Raw genomic sequence first — 16,493 nt, forward strand, 5'->3', positions numbered from 1 at the left:
GCTAGTAATCCAGCGTTAACTTTGCTTTAGTTTCTTATATTAGTTTCTTATATTAGTTTCTTATATTAGTTTCTTATATTAGTTTCTTATATTAGTTTTTTATATTAGATACTTATATTAGTTACCTATATTCGTTTACTGCCAATGACCAAATTTTGGCTCTTATTGTCTCTTAGAGCCTTACTAAATCTTATCCAAAGTAGCATTGCCTTGCTTAGCCTTGCATTCATTTAACTCGGCTCCGTTCACTGTAAATTGTCATCCCTTTGACATATTGGCGTCATCTTGAGTTCAAAAACCGCTCCTATGCTAGTTTAGACATTCATCGTTGAGCGATATATCAATGACTCAAAATGCTAAAGATAAGACCGGTTTACATGAACTTACATCTAATCCCACTTCTCACTTCTGCCCTTTTGAACATGCGATTACAACCAGCAATTCCCCTAAATCTAGTGGCAAAGTAAAACAAACTTTCAATGCTTTATGGATTTCAGATGTTCACCTAGGCAGTGTCGATTGCAAAGCAGAATATTTATTGGATCTGCTTAATCAAACTCACACTAATAAGCTTTATTTAGTTGGCGACATCATTGATATCTGGGCACTAAAACGTAAAGTTTATTGGCCTGAAAGTCATAACCTAGTCCTACAAAAGTTAATCCAACTGGCGCAAAGCGGTATCGAAATCAAGTTTATACCAGGCAACCATGATGAAGGGTTTAAAGCTTATAGTAATTTCCAAATATGGGGCATTACGATCACCCGCCAATATATACATGAATGCATAACTGGCGATAAAATTTTAATGTTACATGGCGATCAATTTGATTCAGAAGTGTGTATAAGTCGCACCTACGCCAAACTTGGCGATCACTTATATGATGTTTTGTTATTACTCAATCGTAAATTACAACGTATTAGACACAGCTTAGGCTTTTCGTATTGGTCTTTAGCCAGTTACGTGAAACTCCGAGTCAATAAAGCACAACATGCCATCAGCATGTATCGAGATGCGGTATTGCGCTACGCACAAACACAGCAAGTACAAGCAGTGGTTTGCGGTCATATTCACCAACCAGAATTATCCCAACACAAGAATATCATTTATGCCAACGACGGTGACTGGGTCGAAAATTGTACGCTGATTGCTGAAACCCACAGTGGTGAATTACAGCTGCTTCGCTGGAGTGATGAAGCGTGCACGACCAAAGTCATCAATCAAATCACATTGAGTGAAGCCACTGCTACTCCAATGAAGCAAAAAGTCGCTTAGCACTGACTATTCACTTCTTATAACAATAAAGGCTATGGACATGATTTTTACAGTAGATAATGTGGTAGAAAAAAACTTACCCAAAATCCACCAAACACCTTGGTTAGCAACACCAACAAAAGCCATGTTGCGTTATTTATTAAACGAAAAACAATGTAATGAGATCGCGGCAGAATCCGCTTATTTGAAAGGGGTAGATTTTGTCGAGCATGTACTAGATTGTTTTGATTTCAATTACTCAGTGCCTAGTAATGAAATTGAAAATATTCCCATCGAAGGCAGAGTGGTTATTTATGCCAATCACCCTATTGGTTCCCTTGATGCACTCGCTCTCATCAAACTTATTAGCCAAGTTCGACCTGATATCAAAGTCGTCGCGAATGAACTGCTGATGGCACTTGAACCACTACACTCACTGCTGCTTCCCGTGAATAACATGTCCGGTGGTACCCCAAGACAGCACTTAGAAAATATTCACTTGCACCTAAAAAATGAAGGCGCTGTATTAATTTTTCCTTCAGGAGAAGTATCAAGACTCAGACCCTCAGGTGTCACTGATTTAAAGTGGCATTCTGGCTTTTTAAAAATGGCCAACTCCTGCAATGCTCCGTTACTGCCAATGTTTGTTGATGCTAAAAACTCACTTTCATTCTATGGCGCTTCAATGATTTATAAGCCACTCGCAAGTTTATTGCTCGTCAAAGAAATGTTTAAACAGCAAAAGCGCACCATGCCAGTACGAATTGGACAGTTAATTCCTAAAGAAGCTATTACTGGCCATGATTTTAATGTCAAAACCAAGGTTCAGTTACTTAAGAATCACCTTTATCGAATTGGAAAGAATCGTCGGCCATTATTTGCTACACAAAAAGCCATTGCCCATCCAGAATCACGAAGCGAACTGCAATCAGCTTTGCAACAATGTGAGATGCTCGGTGAGACTAATGACAATAAACAAATCTTTTTATATCAGCACCAAGGCTGCAATCCAATCATGCGAGAAATTGGCCGATTAAGAGAAATCGCATTTCGTGCCGTGGGGGAAGGTAGCGGCAACAGGCGAGATAACGATCAATATGATCCTTATTATCAGCACCTGGTGTTATGGGATAAGGATGATTTAGAAATTGTAGGATCATATCGTTTTGCAAGTGCTAAGTGGGTTCACGAGCATCAAGGTAAAACGGCCTTATATAGCCAATCATTGTTTCAATATAACGATGAGTTTGCCCCCTACTTTGAAAATGGCTTAGAGCTTGGCCGTAGCTTCGTGCAGCCAAAGTACTGGGGAAAACGAAGCCTAGACTACCTATGGCTTGGTATTGGCGCTTATTTAGCTAAGAATCCACAATTTCGCTATTTATTTGGTCCTGTGTCTATTAGTGACCAAATCCCCGAACAAGCGAAAGAAATGCTTGTCCATTTCTATCAGAAGCAATTCAGTAACCCTGAGGTGTTAGCAATCTCTAATTGCCCTTACCGCTTTACCCAAGATAAACGCCAACAACTCGATGCACTTTATTCCGCTGACGATTACGCATCTAATTTCAAAGTGTTAAAACACACAATGGCGAATATGGGGGCGGCAGTACCGCCACTGTTTAAACAATATGGCGAATTGTGCGAACAAAATGGCGTATCGTTTCTCGACTTTGGTATCGATACTGATTTTGGCAACTGTATTGATGGACTGGTACTTGTTGATGTGCATGCGCTGAAACCTAAAAAGCAGCAACGATACATTAATTACCACTTAACTAAACCATAAAATAACTGTTGAAATAAGCAATGAACTAATCAGTCACGATGCATGACTCAATTATTCATCATTTGTCGGCTTTTCAATTGTCTGATATAAATAGATTAATTGAAAAGGAGAACAAGATGGTTACTGTTGAGCAAATAATGAGCCACAGAGTAGTCACCGTTGAAATGGATGATCGGTTAGCCACGGCTAAAGATATTTTTGACAATGTACCCTTTCATCACCTTGTGGTGTTAGATGAACATAATCAAGTCTCCGGTATCTTGGCGCGTGCCGATCTGGTTAATGCTATCAGTCCAAATCTTGGCACGGCCGCGGAACTAACTCGAGATATTGAAACACTACAAAAACGTGTCCATCAAGTGATGGCTCACCACCCTATCACTATTCCTCCAGAGTTGGATGTTAACAGTGCTTCAGAACTTATCTTATCTAAAGGGATCACCTGCTTGCCTGTATTAGTGGATAAGGAAATTGTCGGTATTGTGAGTTGGCGTGATCTACTTGCTCATTATTGTGGTTTAGAGCCCCTGAATGGCGAGCAACCGTAACCAACTGTTTTATATATAAATAAAACCATATAGTTAATGGCAAAAACTATTTTATGCGTTTCTGTCTAACAATTGCTTGCCCCCAAAATAAAATAAAAAATTTTCTTCAATCTCAACAATCACATACTAATCCATTCAAAAAAACTTCATTTATCTTGGTGGAAAACGTCACATTTGTCTGCTTATCTTAAGGTAGGTTTACACGCCAAGGAGAGATTAATGACAAGTTTTAAATATCATTTAAATCATGAAAAAATCGAATTGCTTGCCAGTGATTGGTTTGGATTAGAGCGTGTTTTAGTTAATGATCAGCTTGTATCAAGTAAAATCAACTTTAGCCAAAGAAGTACTCACCGTATTGAGCTTAAAAATGGCAAACCTTGCCAACTTCAGTTACTCATTGACCCACAAACAGAGCAATTAACCTGTCGTTTATACAAACAAAACCAGCTAATTGGGAGTTTAAAACAAGGTAAACAAAGCTTATTGAGCAGTAAGAAAGTATTTGAAGCCAGTGTCATGGTTACGTTTATGAGTGTTTTAGGTCTTTATTGGTTTAGTTAACGGTACCGAATTTACATTGAAGATACACATTAAAAAAGGCTGCGATAAGCAGCCTTAGTGTAGCGATTATATTTGTTTTACTGTTTTTTAGTCGCATAAACTGACAGCGTTTTCTGAAATACACATCAACTGGCTTGTTTGATAGTTTCCACTTCCAGCGGTTACCGTAGTAATATTAAGTTGTTGGCCATCACTATTATCTTTAAGGACTTCTACCGATAAAATTGTGCCATCTCTAGGAATAATTATCCCATCAGCAAAATCACCTACATCCAAGTTTTTATATAGCTTAATGCTTATGGTACCAATAGAACGTGGCTCGATACGGCCTTCAGCAATCACCACACTTTGCTGGTTAGAAAAAGAAAATGCTTTAACATAAGTGCCACCATTTGATGTAGTTAACTCGTGTACTTCGTGGGCATTAACCATAGTTGCGCTGCCATACAACAAAGGCGCAATCATCAAAAACGACAGCATATTGTTTACACGAGAAGTCTTTTTCATATTTTTCATTATTAGCCCTTCCTATCCATGATGCTTAAAAGTACATCAAGTTAACTATCAACAAAACCTTAGCTTAAGCATTGTTCATATTATTACAGTTCGCGAATTTTAAGCATTAAAAAGGCTGCCATATGGCAGCCTTAATCACGAGCGTCAGTGGCAATAGTCTTTAAAAGACTCTTGCAACCAAGCCTTTAAGGTAAAATCCTTCTGGAAATGCACTACCAATAGGATGATCACTTGCTTGGCTCAATCTATCAATAAATTGAACGTCACGCTTTGCATCAAGCGCCGCATCAGCAACCACTTTTTGGAATAAATCAGCGGCCATTAACCCTGAACAAGAGAACGTTAGTAATGTTCCACCCGGATTTAATAACTGCATCGCAATCATATTGATGTCTTTGTAACCACGGCAAGCACCATTCAGTTGTGCTTTATTGTCAGCAAACTTAGGTGGGTCTAGCACAATGACATCAAAGGTTTTACCTTCATCACGATACTGGCGCAGTAACTTAAACACATCAGCTTCATGGTAATTAACGTGATCATCATTAAAGCCGTTTATTTCCATATTTAATCGCGCGGTATCTAACGCAAGTTTAGAGACATCGACATTTTCAATGTTCGCTGCGCCGCCTTTTGCAGCATACAAACCGAAGGTACCTGTATAGCAAAAGCAATTAAGCACGGACTTATTTTTTACGAAGCGTGCTGCAATAGCGCGGTTATCACGTTGATCTAAATAAAAACCCGTTTTATGCCCTTTTGTCACATCAACAGAAATTTTTATACCATTTTCTTCAATTACCACTGGCATTACTGGTAATTCACCGTGCAATAAACCGGTGACAGGCTTTAAACCTTCTTTCTTACGAGAGTCGACATCAGAACGCTCGTAAATGGCACAATCAGGATAGAGTTCTGCTAATACCTCAACTAAAGTATCACGCCAGTAATCAGCCCCTGTGCTCAGTAATTGACAGACTAAAACATTCGCGTACTTATCAATGGTAATACCCGGTAAGCCATCTGATTCCGCAGCAATAAGACGATAGCCGGTAAGGCCTTGTTCTTCAATTAATGCATCACGCCCCAATTGAGCACGCTGAATACGACGAACAAAAAAGTCTTTATCGATTTGTTCTTCTTTATCAAACGTCCAAACACGCACTTGAATTTGTGATTCAGGTGACCAAGCACCACGGCCTAACCAATGACCATCATGAGCGACAACATCAACGGTTTCACCTGCTTGTGGTTTACCTTTTATGTTATGTATACCACTTGCAAATACCCAAGGGTGCTTACGTTCAAGTGATTTTTCACGCTTAGGTCTAAGCTTGATTCTGATTGCCATGATGGTGCCTTTTTAAAATTGGGATAAGGATAATAAGGATCCTGTATAGGGAACGCAAGTTAGAATCTAAAAATTATAGCTTGAAATTGAATGTCATACACTCGAGGCAACTCATCGAAAATCAGTAACATCAACTTGCAGTTAACTAAAATCCAAATCAAATGGTTATTATAACGTGGTGGGTAATTAAATATAAAAATGCTACTCATAATTGACTAGCATTCTAAAGAAATATTTCACAGAGTTAACTATCTCAAACAGTTAAATAATTAAGGATGATATGTAAATAACCTTATAAGCAATATTTTATTAAAATCAATGACTATTGTTTTAATAATAGTAAAGTAAATAACTGTGATTGACTCAATAATGTAATATCTTGAGGCTCGCCATCAACTGACAAAGATAGCACTGGATTTTGTAAAAAGTCTTTTGCATCATCAGCTGAATACAACTCAGGTAAATCTAGATGATACTGCTCATTACCTTCGACATTTAGCTTAAGATAAAGTGGTTCAGACTTAACCCAATGCCCTGAGTCATCGGCGTTATCTTGAAACAGATCGCTATAGCTCACTTCAATTAATTGCTCCCCAGGGATAAGATCCACTTCACGCTGAAATTCGATAACAACACCATTCACACTATCAACATCTAAATCATCATGAAACGTAATGCTTGATGACTGAGCCGTAAAACTGGTTAGCATAAAACTAAAAGCGGTCAAAATCATTATTTTGGTATTCATATTTCACTCCAATTAATATCTTCTTATTCCACTTGGCACAAAACACTGCACCGGTTAAATAAAGAGACCTTAAAATGAAAATTAAAATTTCATTTTTTAGAATTATTTTATAAATCTATAAAATATGAGGAAAACGATATTATAAAAACCATCTATCTATATGAGTAAAAATCAAAAAATATTTTTTTATTTTTTTAAAATTTAATTCTAATCCAGTATTCTTTGATTTAATGCAAAGAAATCAACAAGCTTTAACACTAAGGTTACCTAGGTAACAAATATTCAAGATTGATAGAGGTAAGTTGTTGATGTTAAGTAATCACACGACAGCAGGTTCACGTGTAGCAGGTTCGAAATCAGATGAGTAAGTCATACAAAAGAAGAGTAACTTGCATTCATTGTGACGCAGAAATTGTGGATTTTTCATCCATGTGTCATTGCAAAAAACGTCATATCATGTTTTCCAAACTGACTATTACCATACTGGGCACATTGAGTGTACTCATGGCTATTACCACAAGCCTTTTTTGGCTTGATGTAATTTGCCATCCTTTTAGTTTTCCTGAGCACAACTCAATCACTTATGTATTAGCAGCAGGCTGTTTTTTGGTTAGTTGGTACTGCAGTCTTAAATGGTGTAAAGACACAATTAAAACGGCCAAAAAATCGTCTTAAACTAACAGTGAAGTCTGCCTTATAAAACGTTTCATCTACTGATTAAAATGTGTTTTAGATAAGCTCATTTGACTAATTTGTTTATCAAAATACACCTTTAAAAAATCGAGTAATAAACGCAATTTTTTTGAATCAGCCGCCCCAGGCGGGAATACACCATAAATATTAATATCGGATAAATGGTAATCATCGAGCACGGTTTCAAGGGTTCCTTGCTTAACCTTAGGCCAAGCATCATAAGTCGGCACCCTTCCTATACCATGTCCTCCTTCAATAAAGGCTGTTCGTGCTGAAGCATTATTTGTGGTTATCGAGCCTTTCATTTCAATGCTGAACGATCGAGCACCTTTCTTCAGCTCCAACACTTTTTTAAGAGGTTTATAGATAACCCAATCATGTGAGCTAAGATCAGCCGGCGAACTCGGGCGTCCGTTACGATCAAAGTAATCAGGAGAACCGCACAAACAAGTCGTTAATACACAGAGTTTTGTAGCTTGTAAACTTGAATCAACTAATGGCGCACCTCTAATCGCTAAATCAAACCCTTGATTTATGATATTGACAATTTCATCAGTCAACATGACATCAAGTTCAATTTTGGGGTACAGCACTTTAAATTCATTCAAGGCTGGCACTATGGTTTCAAGCCCAGCATTAACCGGACAAGTAATACGAATTAGCCCTACGGGCTCACTTTTCATATTTTCAATTTGTCGATTCGCATTAAAAGCTTGCTCAGCAATCACTTTACATGACTGATAATAGGCTTTGCCCTCTTCGGTTAGGCTGATGCTTCTTGTTGAGCGGTTAAGTAACTTTACTGATAAATGCGCTTCAAGCTTTTTTAAATGATAGCTCACCACAGCACGAGATAAGCCGATGTGCTTTGCCGCGCCACTCAAGCTACCTTGCTCCACTACTTGTGAAAAAACCACCATGCTCTTTAACTGTTCAAACGATACGTTCACTTAACAATACTCCGCTTAAAACTTTCCGACTATTGTATCAATTAATTAAACAATGAAGTCAAAAATATCTGCATTGTACGAATCTAAATGTATTTCTATACTGTGTTGCATTATTCAGAGCCTCATTACACAAACTTGTTTAAGGGAATATCATGACTCAAGCAACACAAACCACCAAAAAAGTATTAATGGTGCTAACTTCACATGACAAGTTAGGCGATACAGGTGAAAAAACCGGATTTTGGATTGAAGAGTTTGCAGCACCTTATTATGTATTTGCCGATGCTGGCTATGAAGTCGTTTTAGCCTCTCCTCTTGGTGGACAACCGCCTATTGATCCCAAAAGTGAATTAGCTGATTTTCAAACAGAGGACACTCACCGTTTTGACAACGACGAGCAGCTTAAATCATTGCTGGCTAACACTCATGTATTATCTAGCATAAATCCAGCAGAGTTTGATGGCGTATTTTATCCGGGCGGACATGGGCCATTATGGGATTTAGCTGACAATGCAGATTCAATCTCACTGATTAACCAATTTGTGGTTCAAAATAAGCCTATCGCAGCAGTTTGCCACGCCACAGCAGTGTTATTAAATGTCAAAGACCAAAACGGTAAGCATATTGTCGCTGATAAAGCCGTAACAGGCTTCACGAACTCAGAAGAAGACGCTGTCCAATTAACGGATATTGTGCCATTTTTATTAGAAGATGAACTTATCGCCCGTGGCGCTGATTACCAAAAAGCGGCAGATTGGCATGCTTTCTCTGTACAAGATGGCTTACTCATTACAGGTCAAAATCCTGCTAGCTCATCATTAACAGCACAAAAGTTGATTAGCCAGCTCAATGCATAACAGTCAATTAGTCTTGATCCCCACTGTGTAACACAGTGCATCACTTTATTATCAGGAACGACACATGTTAAATTTTTCTTTTCAAAACAATACAAAAATTTTATTTGGTGAAAACCAAATCAGCGCAATCAGCCAAGAAATCCCAGCAGATGCCAAAGTATTAATGGTTTATGGTGGCGGGTCGATTAAGTCAAATGGCGTATACCAACAAGTCACCGAAGCACTTAAAGACCATACTTGGTTTGAGTTCTCTGGTGTTGAGCCTAACCCGCAATACGATACGTTAATGAAAGCGCAAGCCATCATTGAAGCGGAAAATATTGATTACCTCCTAGCAGTAGGCGGTGGTTCAGTCGTTGATGGCGTTAAATTTATAGCCGCTGCTGCAAAATTTGAAGGCCAAGATCCTTGGGATATCGTTGCAAAAGGTGCAAGTGTTAAACAAGCACTGCCAATCGGTGCAGTCTTAACACTGCCAGCGACAGGTTCAGAGTCTAATGGCGGCTCCGTTATTACTCGTGATGGTAATAAACTGCCATTTGGTAGTCCATTAGTCAGACCATTATTTGCTGTACTCGATCCTTCTGTGACGCTATCACTGTCAGATCGACAAATTAGTAATGGGGTTATTGATGCTTACATTCATATTATGGAGCAATACTTAACTTACAGCGTCAACGGTAAAGTACAAGACAGATTCAGTGAAGGTTTACTGCAAACCTTAATTGAAGAAGGCCCTAAAGCTCTCGCTGCCGATACAAAACAAGATCTAGAAGTCAGAGCTAATATCATGTGGTCAGCCACCATGGCACTTAATGGCTTAATTGGTGCCGGCGTACCACAAGATTGGTCGACTCACATGATTGGTCATGAATTAACAGCCAGCCACGGTATTGATCATGCACGAACTTTATCAATCGTGTTACCTGCAGTAATGAAAGTGCGCCGAGTACAAAAACATGACAAGCTAGTTCAATATGCTGAACGTGTATTTGGCATCACTACAGGCACTGATGAGCAAAAAATTGATCAAGCGATTCTTGCAACAGAAGCGTTCTTTAAACGAATGCAAGTGCCAATTCGTTTAGGAGATATTGATTTAGGTACAGATCAAGTCGATGTAATGGTTAATGCCCTTGAAAAACACGGTATGACAAAACTAGGTGAACATGGTGATATTGATTTAACTGTCAGCCGAGAAATACTAACGACAGCGTTATAAATGATTTAACTTAATTGAACACAGATTTTTACTCTGTTGTGACTAAAAGCTAGCATCTTGCTAGCTTTTGTTTTTTATACTGTTTTAATATTTTAATCGCCACTGAAAGAAGTGTGATCTAGTGTTGAAATTTTCAATTAATTCATCAAATGTGGAATATTGATGAATTTAAATAGTAAACGAAAGACTCAGGTTGGCTTACTATATTCTACACTTGAAGAATTATTCATACATTAGTGCTTACCGATGCCCATTCTTAAAAAAACTGCTGGTAGACCGTTAATGCAGGTCGATAATCGCAATGCATTAATCGAAGCTGCTCGCGTACTCTTTGTTGAAAGTGATTACGACAAAGTATCTGTACGTGCGATTGCACAGCAAGCGAATGTTGACGCCAGTCTGATCCGTTATTATTTTCAATCCAAATTGGGCTTATTCAGTGAAATGCTAAAAGAAACATTAGCACCGCTGACGCAAAAAATATCTCAAACTAACAAAGCAATGATCCACAACTCACCAGAAGAAATACTTAGCACTTATTACAGTATGATGAGTCAAAACCCAGATTTTCCGAAGCTCATTTATCGCACTGCAAGTTTGCCTGACTCACCGCAAAATCGTGAACTACAAGCAAGGCTATTAACCTTAATGCCATCACCTAAATTCGCCATCATAGACAAAATTAAAGATGCCGATATTTTAAAAGCGGATGTTGATGTAATGTGCGCCAAAATGAGTTTTATTAGCTTACTGATTTTCCCTTTTTTGATGCCTGAGCTATTTAAAAAAGCCGTAGGCATTGAAACCTCACCTGAATTTATGCAAAAGCTTGCGAAGCACAATGCATCACTTTTACGTCATGGGCTTTTTGCCGATGGCAACCAACCAAGCCAGGACTGCAAAAAATGACCAGCTTAAAAAGACGTTATGTTTTCCCGGGGATTGCTGCCGGATTTATTATTTTATTTATCGCTATTGCAATGCGCTCATCGCCTGAACTGGAAGCAGGTCATGACAAATCTCGTTTAGTTGAAGTCATTAATCTCGACAAACAACAAAGTATGCCAGTGATTAAAGCGTATGGCAGAGTCGCGCCCAAGCACAGTTGGCAAGGTATTGCTGAGGTTGGTGGTAAAATTATTTATCGTCACCCAGAACTTGAAACTGGCCGCTTAATTAAAGCTGGCACCTTAGTATTAGCTATTGATCCACTCGAATACGAACTTAAATTGGCACAAGCTGAAGCTAATGTGAATGCCGCAGAGGCGCAGTTAATTCAGTTAAACCAAAAAGAAGTTAACCTTGAAACCAGTTTGCAAATTGAAAAGCAAAAACTCACGTTAGTGGATCAAGAGTACCAGCGTAAACAAGCGCTTAATGTGAAAAATCTTATATCTAAGTCAGAACTCGAAACCCAAAAGCAAGCATTACTTGCCCAGCGTAACCTAGTTCAAGACTTAAACAGCAGCTTGAGTTTACTGCCCGATGATAGAAAAGTAACCCAAGCTCAAGTCAAAGTTAACCAAGCCTTACTGAATGATGCACAGCGGCAACTCAACAATACCCGCTTTACCCTGCCCTTTGACGCCCGTATTGCTGAGGTGAACATAGAGCGAGCTCAAGCGGTGACGAATGGTTCGGTGTTATTTGAAGCCCACCAGCTCGGCGCTGTAGAAATCAAAGCCGAGCTCTCTTTGCAAGATGCTGAAACACTGATTAGCAGCATCTCTGGGATCCCACGTGACACAGCATCATTGCCATCAATCGAAAAAGTCAACTTTGATGCTTATGTTGAAATCAACATGGGACAAAAACATCACCAGTGGCAAGCAAAACTCACTCGAATAGCCGATACCATTAATCCGGATCAAGCAACCATAGGCTTTTACCTTGAAGTTGAACAAAACTTTAATGATATGGATCTGGTAAAACGCCCACCATTAACCAATGGCATGTTTGTTACAGCTTATATCCATGGCTACCCGTCAGAGCAATTTGTTATCCCTGAAAAAGCCCTCCACGGCGACCAAATCTATGTCATGGATCTTGAAGGAAAACTACAGATTATTAAGGTTAAAGTGATATATCGCACTGATAAGGGCGTCGCAATCGAAAGCCAGTCAACAACTGCACCATTAACGCAAAACATGCAAATCGTTACTAACGATCTTATTCCTGCCATTGCAGGCATGAGTTTAAAAGTGGCGCAACAAAACAGTCAAAGTGATGAGGAGTTAAACCAGTGATTAACTTTTTCACTCGACATCCAACCATCGCAAACTTGATGATGCTGGCGTTTTTTGTTGTCGGCCTAAGTAGTATTGGCAAAATTAAGCGAGAAACATTCCCAGAGTTTAGCCCGCCTTACATTATTGCCAGTGTCGTTTATCCTGGCGCCTCTCCTGCAGAGGTTGAAGAAAGCTTATGTTTGAGAATGGAAGATGCCATTGATGGCCTAAGCGACATAGAAGAAACTAAATGTGATGCACAAGAAGGCTTTGCCTCTCTTACCGTTAAGCTCACTGGTGATGCCGATATGGGCCGCAGTTTAGTCGATATTCAGACTGAAATTAACGCCATTAAAGACTTCCCATCACAAATTGACCCACCAACCGTCAAAGAGCTTGATTGGGCTGAACCTGTCGTCGATATTGCAATTGCAGCCGATGCCAGTTTGCCTCACTTAAAGTCTTACGCTGAAGATTTAAAGCGACGGTTAAAGATTGATGCTGGGGTTAACTTAGTCACGGTATCAGGCTTTTCAGATCATCAAATCCGAGTCGAGCTAAACGAGGCTGACATAAGACGTTTAGGACTTACTGTGGCGGAAGTCGCCGATAAAGTTGGCCGTCAGAACGTTCAAATGCCAGCAGGCAGCGTAGAGTTATCAGATAAAAACTTATTGATCCGTTTTGATGAGCGGCAAATTACCCCAGAAAATTTGGGTAAAATAATCGTATCATCAAACCCTGAAGGCGGTGTGGTTCGCTTACGTGATATCGCTAAAATTGAAGACTTATTTGAACTAGAAGAAGAGCACACCATATTTAATGGTAAAGCTGCAGCGGTATTAAAAGTTCAAAAAAATAAAGCTGATGATGCTTTGCGCATTAAAGAGCGAGTCACCGAGTTTGTTGCCCAAGAGCAACTCGTCGCCCCTGATGGCGTAACGCTCACGCTCACAAATGATATGTCATCATTGCTACAAGACAGATTATCCATGCTGCTAAAGAATGGCTGGCAAGGGATCATCTTAGTGTTCTTTTCAATGTGGCTGTTTTTCTCGTTACGTTATTCTTTTTGGGTGTCCGCAGGTCTGCCTGTCGCCTTCATGGGCGGGTTATTTTTAATGTGGGTGTTTGGCGTATCCATTAACATCATGAGCCTAGTCGGTTTGTTGATGGCTATTGGTATCATGATGGATGATGCCATTGTGATCGCAGAATCAGTTGCCGCCCATGTAGAAAAAGGCTTACCCATTAATGATGCTGTCACTCAAGGAGTTAAAAAAGTCGCACCAGGGGTTTTCTCATCTTTTTTAACGACAGTGTTTATTTTTGGCAGTTTGTTGTGGCTCGACGGCCAAATGGGCGATGTACTATCCGTTGTACCACTCGTCTTAATTATGGTGCTCAGCGTCAGTTTGATTGAAGCATTTTTGATTTTACCGAACCATTTAAGCCACTCATTAAAATCAAATAAACAAGAAAAACCACCGCTTAAATTTAAGCGTGTCTTTTTAGAAAAATTTGAGCATTTCCGTAATAACAATTTAGTTGAAGCTGTCACCTTTGTGGTTAAGTGGCGTTATGCAAGCCTTGGGGCAACCTTAGGTTTACTCTTTGTCTCTATTGCCCTAGTTGCCGGCGGCGCTGTGAAATTTGTTGGCTTCCCTGAACTTGATGGTGATATCGCTGAAGCGCGCATTATATTGCCGCCAGGCTCAACACTAGATCAAACCAAACAAGTGGTCGAAAAGTTAGTCGCCAGTGCGAATAAAGTGGGTGACCGTTATACCAAAGAGAATCAAGAAGACTCAAATTTGATTCGCTATATCACCGAACAATACAACATGAACGCCGATGCCGGTGAATCAGGTCCCCACGTTGCAACAGTCAGGTTAGATTTATTGTCAGCGGAGACTCGTGAAAGCTTAATCGATGACTTTATTCGAGATTGGCGTCTAGAAAGTGGAGACATTGCTGAGCCATTATCGCTCGTCTTTAAGCAACCGAGTATGGGGCCTGCTGGGCGTGATGTGGAAGTCAGACTTCAACATGATGACTTAGAATTACTTAAAATGGCCTCAGTCGATCTGCAATCTTATTTAAGCCAGTTCTCAGGCGTAAATGGTATTTTGGACGACATGCGTCCTGGTAAAGAAGAAGTGCTCGTTAAACTGCGTGACGGCGCAGAAAATTTCGGTGTCGATGGCGAGATGATCGCATCACAACTGCGCGCAGCTTACTTTGGGCAAACTGCCGATGACGTGCAAGCAGGACCCGAAAACATTGAAATTCAAGTACGCCTAAATAAACAACAAGCAGGGAATTTACAGGCATTAGCCAACTTTCCTATTATGCTTAGTGATGGGAGTCAGCTGCCACTTAATGCTGTCGCTACATTGAATTATGAGCGCTCTTACGTACGTATACAGCGAATTGAAAGTCAGCGCACCGTAACCGTAATGGCTGATATTGATAATGCTAAAGCCAATGGTAGTGAGATTGTCAGCAAAGTACGTAATGAATATGCCAATGAATTACGGGAAAAATACCCAGGTTTACGAGTGGACTATGAAGGTGCGGCTAAAGAAACCGCTAAAACTGGAGCCTCGTTCATGCAAGGTTTCATCATTGGCTTATTTGGCTTGTTCGCCATTTTAAGTTTTCAATTCAGAAGTTACTTAGAACCATTTGTGGTGATGTTAGCCATCCCACTTGCCTTAATTGGGGTATTCTGGGGACACTTATTAACAGGTCACAGCTTATCAATGCCATCAATTTTAGGCTTTGTTTCATTAGCTGGTATTGTCGTCAACGACTCCATATTATTGGTGCAATACATAAGGCACCACGTTGATATAGGTGATGACATTCAAGAAGCAGTAGTCAAAGCGAGCCGAGATAGGTTTAGAGCGGTATTTTTAACATCGCTTACTACAGCTGCAGGGTTACTGCCATTACTGATGGAAACCTCATTACAGGCGCAAGTCGTAAAACCGATTGTAATCTCTATTGTGTTTGGTATTTTCACCTCTACCTTATTGGTATTATTTATTATACCAAGTGCTTATGCCGTATTAGCTGACTTTAATCTCGTGCATAAGCATGAAGAATTGTCAGCCTAAACAAACCATAAGCTCAAACTGACAAGAAACAAAAGGCCGTTAATGACAACATTAACGGCCTTTTAATTGATAGTTCAATATAACTGAAACAATAAATAGACTCCCTCTTACCCATGCTCAGGCTATTTATTTATTTTATTCAACAATTGCAATAAAGTTTGCTGTTCTTGCTCATCGAGAGCTTCCAGACACTTCTCATTGACCCACTGCGCTTCATGGATCAAGTCTTGCTCTAGCGCTTTGCCCGCGTCAGTTAAGAAAATTTGGAATGCACGGCGATTGTCTGACTCTTGGTGGCGAGTGATATAGCCTTGTACTTGTAATTGATCTAGCAGACGCGTCATCGTGTAGTTAGCCACATCACATAGCTTTGATAGTTCAGTTTGGCTTATGCCCTCTTCTTGCCATAAAGAAAACAGCACCGGCCAAAGCTTAACGTCTAATTCATAACGTTTTAAGCGTTCATCAAGCTCATTTTGAAGCGTGATGTTGAGGTGAGAGATTTGATAATAAAGACTTTCGTACCGCTTCATAAAACCCTCCTACATGCTCAGCAATCCTTAGCTACTAGGTAAATTAACGAATCAAGCCAAGAATGCAGATTTCTGAGTTGTATTTTAGATTACCATCATATACTCAGGTTAACACCT

Annotated in this window: 14 protein-coding genes; 9 read left to right on the forward strand and 5 right to left on the reverse strand. The window is 39.6% G+C overall.

Going from position 1 to position 16,493, the window contains the following annotated elements:
• Positions 1-343 precede the first annotated feature (343 nt).
• The 4 genes from AN944_RS03560 (at position 344) to AN944_RS03575 (ending at position 4,156) form a co-directional block, all read left to right on the forward strand.
• On the forward strand, positions 344-1,276 hold the full coding sequence (locus tag AN944_RS03560; RefSeq protein WP_082419878.1) for a UDP-2,3-diacylglucosamine diphosphatase: 933 nt from the start codon (positions 344-346) through the stop codon (positions 1,274-1,276).
• Between the two features lie 40 nt (positions 1,277-1,316).
• Positions 1,317-3,044, forward strand: coding sequence for a lysophospholipid acyltransferase family protein (locus AN944_RS03565; protein ID WP_055023221.1), 1,728 nt, complete (start codon positions 1,317-1,319; stop codon positions 3,042-3,044).
• A gap of 116 nt (positions 3,045-3,160) precedes the next feature.
• Complete coding sequence (locus tag AN944_RS03570; RefSeq protein WP_055023222.1) at positions 3,161-3,592, forward strand: CBS domain-containing protein; 432 nt, start codon at positions 3,161-3,163, stop codon at positions 3,590-3,592.
• Between the two features lie 219 nt (positions 3,593-3,811).
• Entirely contained in the window at positions 3,812-4,156 is a 345-nt protein-coding gene (locus tag AN944_RS03575) for a hypothetical protein (protein WP_055023223.1), read from the forward strand.
• 87 nt (positions 4,157-4,243) lie between these two features.
• On the opposite strand, the gene AN944_RS03580 is transcribed toward AN944_RS03575, so the two are convergent.
• The 4 genes from AN944_RS03580 to AN944_RS03595 all read right to left on the reverse strand — a co-directional run bounded on the left by AN944_RS03580 (position 4,244) and on the right by AN944_RS03595 (position 8,414).
• Positions 4,244-4,672 (reverse strand): PliI family lysozyme inhibitor of I-type lysozyme, encoded by a 429-nt coding sequence (locus AN944_RS03580; RefSeq protein ID WP_055023224.1) that lies wholly within the window; start codon positions 4,670-4,672, stop codon positions 4,244-4,246.
• A 160-nt stretch (positions 4,673-4,832) separates the two neighbouring features.
• A complete protein-coding gene (locus tag AN944_RS03585; RefSeq protein WP_055023225.1) occupies positions 4,833-6,023 on the reverse strand; it encodes a class I SAM-dependent rRNA methyltransferase in 1,191 nt (396 codons plus the stop codon).
• Positions 6,024-6,345: 322 nt separating this feature from the next.
• Positions 6,346-6,771, reverse strand: a complete 426-nt coding sequence (locus AN944_RS03590) for a DUF2057 family protein (RefSeq protein ID WP_055023226.1) — start codon at positions 6,769-6,771, stop codon at positions 6,346-6,348.
• A 710-nt stretch (positions 6,772-7,481) separates the two neighbouring features.
• Positions 7,482-8,414: a LysR family transcriptional regulator gene (locus AN944_RS03595; protein ID WP_055023227.1), complete on the reverse strand. Its 933-nt coding sequence runs from the start codon at positions 8,412-8,414 to the stop codon at positions 7,482-7,484.
• A 152-nt stretch (positions 8,415-8,566) separates the two neighbouring features.
• Between AN944_RS03595 and AN944_RS03600 the strand changes: the two genes are divergently transcribed.
• The 5 genes from AN944_RS03600 (at position 8,567) to AN944_RS03620 (ending at position 15,843) form a co-directional block, all read left to right on the forward strand.
• The gene (locus AN944_RS03600) at positions 8,567-9,271 is read left to right on the forward strand and encodes a type 1 glutamine amidotransferase domain-containing protein (RefSeq protein WP_055023228.1); all 705 of its coding nucleotides are present in this window, start codon (positions 8,567-8,569) and stop codon (positions 9,269-9,271) included.
• A 64-nt stretch (positions 9,272-9,335) separates the two neighbouring features.
• A complete protein-coding gene (locus AN944_RS03605; RefSeq protein WP_055023229.1) occupies positions 9,336-10,493 on the forward strand; it encodes an iron-containing alcohol dehydrogenase in 1,158 nt (385 codons plus the stop codon).
• A gap of 246 nt (positions 10,494-10,739) precedes the next feature.
• Entirely contained in the window at positions 10,740-11,402 is a 663-nt protein-coding gene (locus AN944_RS03610; RefSeq protein ID WP_055023230.1) for a TetR family transcriptional regulator, read from the forward strand.
• A complete protein-coding gene (locus AN944_RS03615) occupies positions 11,399-12,739 on the forward strand; it encodes an efflux RND transporter periplasmic adaptor subunit (RefSeq protein WP_055023231.1) in 1,341 nt (446 codons plus the stop codon). The genes AN944_RS03610 and AN944_RS03615 overlap by 4 nt, the downstream gene beginning before the upstream one ends.
• A complete protein-coding gene (locus tag AN944_RS03620) occupies positions 12,736-15,843 on the forward strand; it encodes an efflux RND transporter permease subunit (protein WP_055023232.1) in 3,108 nt (1,035 codons plus the stop codon). The genes AN944_RS03615 and AN944_RS03620 overlap by 4 nt, the downstream gene beginning before the upstream one ends.
• Positions 15,844-15,965: 122 nt before the next feature.
• Here AN944_RS03620 and AN944_RS03625 read toward each other — a convergent pair whose 3' ends face one another.
• Positions 15,966-16,376 carry a MarR family winged helix-turn-helix transcriptional regulator gene (locus tag AN944_RS03625; protein WP_055023233.1) on the reverse strand — a complete coding sequence of 137 codons (411 nt, stop codon included), beginning with the start codon at positions 16,374-16,376 and terminating at the stop codon, positions 15,966-15,968.
• Positions 16,377-16,493: the final 117 nt, after the last annotated feature.

The sequence above is a fragment of the Shewanella sp. P1-14-1 genome, from assembly GCF_001401775.1.
In the GTDB taxonomy this organism is placed as follows: Bacteria; Pseudomonadota; Gammaproteobacteria; order Enterobacterales; family Shewanellaceae; genus Shewanella; species Shewanella japonica.

Coding starts and splice junctions, on each gene's coding strand:
- AN944_RS03590 (WP_055023226.1), bottom strand. CDS start 6,771: ATGAATACCAAAATAATGATTTTGACCGCTTTTAGTTTTATGCTAACC.
- AN944_RS03615 (WP_055023231.1), top strand. CDS start 11,399: ATGACCAGCTTAAAAAGACGTTATGTTTTCCCGGGGATTGCTGCCGGA.
- AN944_RS03565 (WP_055023221.1), top strand. CDS start 1,317: ATGATTTTTACAGTAGATAATGTGGTAGAAAAAAACTTACCCAAAATC.
- AN944_RS03580 (WP_055023224.1), bottom strand. CDS start 4,672: ATGAAAAATATGAAAAAGACTTCTCGTGTAAACAATATGCTGTCGTTT.
- AN944_RS03605 (WP_055023229.1), top strand. CDS start 9,336: ATGTTAAATTTTTCTTTTCAAAACAATACAAAAATTTTATTTGGTGAA.
- AN944_RS03585 (WP_055023225.1), bottom strand. CDS start 6,023: ATGGCAATCAGAATCAAGCTTAGACCTAAGCGTGAAAAATCACTTGAA.
- AN944_RS03570 (WP_055023222.1), top strand. CDS start 3,161: ATGGTTACTGTTGAGCAAATAATGAGCCACAGAGTAGTCACCGTTGAA.
- AN944_RS03600 (WP_055023228.1), top strand. CDS start 8,567: ATGACTCAAGCAACACAAACCACCAAAAAAGTATTAATGGTGCTAACT.
- AN944_RS03575 (WP_055023223.1), top strand. CDS start 3,812: ATGACAAGTTTTAAATATCATTTAAATCATGAAAAAATCGAATTGCTT.
- AN944_RS03610 (WP_055023230.1), top strand. CDS start 10,740: ATGCCCATTCTTAAAAAAACTGCTGGTAGACCGTTAATGCAGGTCGAT.
- AN944_RS03625 (WP_055023233.1), bottom strand. CDS start 16,376: ATGAAGCGGTACGAAAGTCTTTATTATCAAATCTCTCACCTCAACATC.
- AN944_RS03560 (WP_082419878.1), top strand. CDS start 344: ATGACTCAAAATGCTAAAGATAAGACCGGTTTACATGAACTTACATCT.